Origin of the sequence: uncultured Neisseria sp. (assembly GCF_951230505.1) — a bacterium.
Classification (GTDB): domain Bacteria; phylum Pseudomonadota; class Gammaproteobacteria; order Burkholderiales; family Neisseriaceae; genus Neisseria.
This window is the reverse complement of record NZ_CATNVN010000157.1, coordinates 1-4,240: the sequence shown is the minus strand read 5'-3', so window position 1 is coordinate 4,240 and position 4,240 is coordinate 1. Positions and strand designations below refer to the sequence as shown.

Sequence of the window (4,240 nt, the reverse complement as noted above, 5' to 3'; positions counted from 1 at the left end):
ACAACAAAAGCTTCAGACTATTTCAAAGTTTGCTCAAACTCAATCGAAGAACTTGAAAAATGGAGCATGGATGAATACAGGAGAAAACTAACTCTATGCGGAAACTGTAAGAAAAAAGGATTACTAGTGACATGGTGCGCAGAAATACCAAATTTTCAGGCCGCTTCTGCCCTATCCTTAAAATCTGATATAGACGAACTCGAAAAATGTTTATCATCCAAGACTGACCCAGAAAAGCGAACTGAAATCGAAACCTTAATAAAAGCTCGTCAAGGGCAAGGCAGTTTCCGGCAAAAACTACTCAAACTGTATCCAAGCTGCCCACTGACAGGTCTAGATATCCAGCCTTTACTCATTGCCAGCCATATTAAACCTTGGAGTGTGTGCAATAATAACGAACGTTTAGATCCCTTCAATGGTCTGATGCTCGCACCCAATATTGACGCATTATTTGATAAAGGACTGATTACGTTTGATACCGACGGGACGATAAAAATCCACCCGACAATCGATCCGGAAAATCAAGAGCGGCTTGGAATTTCTCGCGATATGAAATTAAAAATCGAACCTGAAAGCGAAAAATATTTCGAGTATCACCGTAACCATGTTTTCCAAAAATAAGAATAAATAGTGTTGAACAGTCCGTTGATTTAAGGTTGTTTGAAAACGATTTAGCGAACCTCGCTATATCCGTTTTCAGACGACCTTTTTGCGTCCTTTTGCGTATAAAGACCAAACCCGTCGCCGTCCTTCTGTATAATTCCCACTTTTAAACTATAATCGACATATTCAGACGGCCTTTCCCGACATTATGACTCGACAAGCCTTTATCCTCAGCGATTGCGAATTTTCCGAATGCGGAGAAAAGCCTTATGCCCTGTTGACCGCGAATCCGACTAAGGAGCACCACTTCGTCGCCCAAACCGAGCAGCGGCAGCATGCGCATAATCCGCAGGTCAGCCCGCAAAACCAAAACGTTTACCGCCTGCCTCTGTCAATGTTCCATACTGGCGAAAAAGCCCGTGGCAAAGAACAAAACCGCAGCGAAGCGATAAGCGTCAACATCATCGGCAACTTGGCGGCGAAAAACCTCTATACGCTGACCTTTGTCGAAGACTCCGCCAACCAATACAATCTAGAAAGCTGGTTCAACCGTCATGAAAGCGGCTACGAAGAGGCCTGCAATCATCTGCGTACCTTACCTGCAGGCCGTCTGAAAACAACTACGGCAAATGCCGACACCGTCAAAGTACCGGATGCCTTGTGGCGGATATTGCGGCTGAAATTCCTCGGTATCCTGCGCAATCCGCACAACCATAAAAACCTGTTTGCCCATCGCCTGCACCAAGCACTTCGGGCGCGGCTGCCGGAAGTCGGTTTTGAATTTGTCCGCTTGATCAGCAAACGCGATCCCAAGCGCATCGAAGCCATTATGCAGGACTACTGTTTCACTTTTCTCGGCTATGTCGATTGGCTGGGCGGGCTTTACGGTATGTTGAGCGAAGGCGTGGCGCAACCGTCGTTGTTTGAACGGCTATTTTGCAATATCTTTGCCGAACCCGAAGCAGTGAAAATCGAATTGTTCCGCTATCCGGAAAACACAGGGCTGTGCCTGTTTGGCGACAGCAGTTTCTGCCTGCAAGCCTCGGCCAAACTATTCAGCGTCGGCGTTAATATTTCGCACGATATGTTTGCCGTCATCCATCTGCAAACCGACCGATGGCACGCGTTTAAGAATACCTTTCATCACGACGCGCCCAAACTGCAAGGCCAAGTACGGATTATCGACGGCGACCAAACCCAAAGATTGCTGTTCAACCGACTGTGTATCCAGCAAGCCCATGAAGCCGTATTCGGCCAAAGCCCGAATATCAAAGATTATTTAGAGGCCGTCTGAAACCCCAAACCAAAAGAAAGCATATGAAAATCACGCCAATCCAAGCCCTAAACGACAACTACATCTGGATGATTCAAGAAGGCAACCATGCCGCCTGCGTCGATCCGTCCGATGCCACGCCCGTTTTGAAATTCCTCGTCCACAACCGCCTGATGCTGGCGCAAACATGGATTACCCATCCGCACCCCGACCATACCGGCGGCGCGAAAAGCCTGTTCCACGGCTTTTTAGAATCCCCAATCTATGGCGAAAGCGACATCGACGTGGCGACGCATACCGTCACCGCAGGTACGCAGTTCCCGTTTGGCGAAGGCTTGGTTACCGTTTGGGCAACCCCCGGCCATACCGACCGCCACATCAGCTATCTGCTGGAAAATTCAGACGGCCTGCACGTTTTCTGCGGCGATACCTTGTTCTCCGCCGGTTGCGGCCGCGTATTTACCGGCACAATCGAGCAGCTTTACGACAGTTTCCACCGATTCAACCAGCTGCCCGAAGAAACGCTGTTTTATCCGGCGCACGAATATACCGCCTCCAATCTGCGCTTTGCCCTGCATATCGAGCCGGATAATGCCGACATTCAGACGGCCTTGTCCGCAGCCGAACACACGCCGACACTGCCTGTCAGCCTGGCGCACGAACGCAAAGTCAATCCGTTTTTCCGCGTACACCTGCCACAAGGTCAGGCACGCGCCGAAGAATTGAGCGGACGAAAATTAAACAGCGAACTCGAAGTCTTCGCTGCTTTGCGTGAATTAAAAAATCAATTTTAATTGGGCTTAATCCCTAAAGAATAAGGCCGTCTGAATAAGCGTGAAACCTTGAATCACGCCTGTTCAGACGGCCTTAAAGCCTTCATCAATATCGCAACCATAAAAGCCTACGGCTGCTTTTTATGTTTCGCACATTCCGCAGCATATTGCTCGCCCCAACGGTGCATGGCTTCGATCACAGGCATCAGCGTCCGCCCAAACTCAGTCAGCGAGTATTCTACCTTCGGCGGTACCTGCGGATACACTTCCCGATGAACAATACCGTCGTTTTCCAATTCGCGCAGCTGCAGCGTCAACATCCGCTGGGTAATACCTGCCAACAAACGCTGCAACTCATTGAAACGTCGAGTTTCGCCATTTAAATAATATAAAATCAATACCTTCCACTTGCCGCCGATAATATCCAAAGTATTGACGACCGGACAGCAAGAGCCGTGTGCGTGTTCTGTTTCCGACATACAAAATCTCCAAACCACAGTATAAAAAATGTGCGTACTTGTTATAAAGTTTGTACCCCCTATAATACAAGCATTCTGTAACAAAAGGCCATCTGAAAGGCTTCAGACGGCCATAAAAAGAAGGAACTTTATCATGCGCAACATCAAACAAATCTACCGAGCCGACAGCCAACACTGGGTAGGCAACGGATTCCTCGTACAACCTTTGTTCTCCCACATGGCTGACGACCGCGGCACCAATCCATTCCTGATGTTGGACTATGCTGCGCCATATGAATTTGCACCCAACGAAATGCACGGTCCGCGCGGTGTCGGACAACATCCGCACAAAGGCTTTGAAACCGTTACCATCGCCTACCACGGCGAAGTAGCACACCGCGACTCCAGCGGAGGCGGCGGCATTATTTACGAAGGCGACGTGCAATGGATGACCGCTGGCTCAGGCATTATTCATGAAGAATTCCACTCTGAAAACTTCAGCAAAAAAGGCGGACTCTTTGAAATGGTGCAACTCTGGGGCAACCTGCCGGCCAAAGACAAAAACACGCCGCCACGCTATCAGCATCTTGCCAAAGTGAATATTCCCGTCGTCGAATTTCCCGACGAAGCCGGCTACTTACGTCTGATTGCAGGCAAACATGACGGCGTAAAAGGCGCAGCGGACACGTTCACCGAAATGAATGTTTGGGATATTGTGCTTCATGCCGATCAAGAAGCCGAATTGGAAGTACCCGACAATCACAATCTGTCTATGGTTGTCCTGCGCGGAGCGGTGACGTTTAATGGCAAAGAACAGGCGACAGCCGGAGAATTGGTCAATTTTGAGCAAACCGGCGGTAAAGTTCACGCGAAAGCCGGTAGCGAAGAAGTCAAAATCTTGCTGCTTTCCGGCGTTCCGATTGATGAACCCGTAGTCGGCTACGGCCCATTTGTGATGAATACTGCCGAAGAAATCCGACAAGCCATCAGCGATTTCAAAAGCGGCAAATTCGGCCGTATTGATTAAGGCATTTGCTTAAACTTGCTGATTGATTTCATTGTATGCATTAACCAAGCTCATCCGTGCAAAAAGGCCCTCTGAAAAATATCTGTTCAGACGGCCTTTATTATTT

5 protein-coding genes are annotated in these 4,240 nt (G+C 48.8%); 4 read left to right on the top strand and 1 reads right to left on the bottom strand.

The genetic code is table 11. The features are described from left to right. The 3 genes from Q1M25_RS08550 to gloB all read left to right on the top strand — a co-directional run. A partial coding sequence (locus Q1M25_RS08550; protein WP_300483853.1) for an HNH endonuclease occupies window positions 1-621 on the top strand: 621 nt, incomplete at its 5' end. Between the two features lie 190 nt (window positions 622-811). Next, the gene (locus Q1M25_RS08545) at window positions 812-1,897 is read left to right on the top strand and encodes a hypothetical protein (RefSeq protein WP_300483851.1); all 1,086 of its coding nucleotides are present in this window, start codon (window positions 812-814) and stop codon (window positions 1,895-1,897) included. A gap of 23 nt (window positions 1,898-1,920) precedes the next feature. Further along, a complete protein-coding gene (gloB, locus tag Q1M25_RS08540; RefSeq protein WP_300483848.1) occupies window positions 1,921-2,670 on the top strand; it encodes a hydroxyacylglutathione hydrolase in 750 nt (249 codons plus the stop codon). Between the two features lie 107 nt (window positions 2,671-2,777). On the opposite strand, the gene Q1M25_RS08535 is transcribed toward gloB, so the two are convergent. Then, on the bottom strand, window positions 2,778-3,128 hold the full coding sequence (locus Q1M25_RS08535) for a helix-turn-helix domain-containing protein (protein WP_049349494.1): 351 nt from the start codon (window positions 3,126-3,128) through the stop codon (window positions 2,778-2,780). A gap of 133 nt (window positions 3,129-3,261) precedes the next feature. Here Q1M25_RS08535 and Q1M25_RS08530 point away from each other — a divergent pair, with 133 nt between their 5' ends. Continuing rightward, window positions 3,262-4,134 (top strand): pirin family protein, encoded by an 873-nt coding sequence (locus Q1M25_RS08530; protein WP_300483845.1) that lies wholly within the window; start codon window positions 3,262-3,264, stop codon window positions 4,132-4,134. The last annotated feature ends 106 nt before the right edge of the window (window positions 4,135-4,240 follow it).

Excerpts from the sequence above, each read along its gene's own strand:
- Q1M25_RS08545 (WP_300483851.1), top strand. The coding sequence starts at position 812 with ATGACTCGACAAGCCTTTATCCTCAGCGATTGCGAATTTTCCGAATGC.
- gloB (WP_300483848.1), top strand. The coding sequence starts at position 1,921 with ATGAAAATCACGCCAATCCAAGCCCTAAACGACAACTACATCTGGATG.
- Q1M25_RS08535 (WP_049349494.1), bottom strand. The coding sequence starts at position 3,128 with ATGTCGGAAACAGAACACGCACACGGCTCTTGCTGTCCGGTCGTCAAT.
- Q1M25_RS08530 (WP_300483845.1), top strand. The coding sequence starts at position 3,262 with ATGCGCAACATCAAACAAATCTACCGAGCCGACAGCCAACACTGGGTA.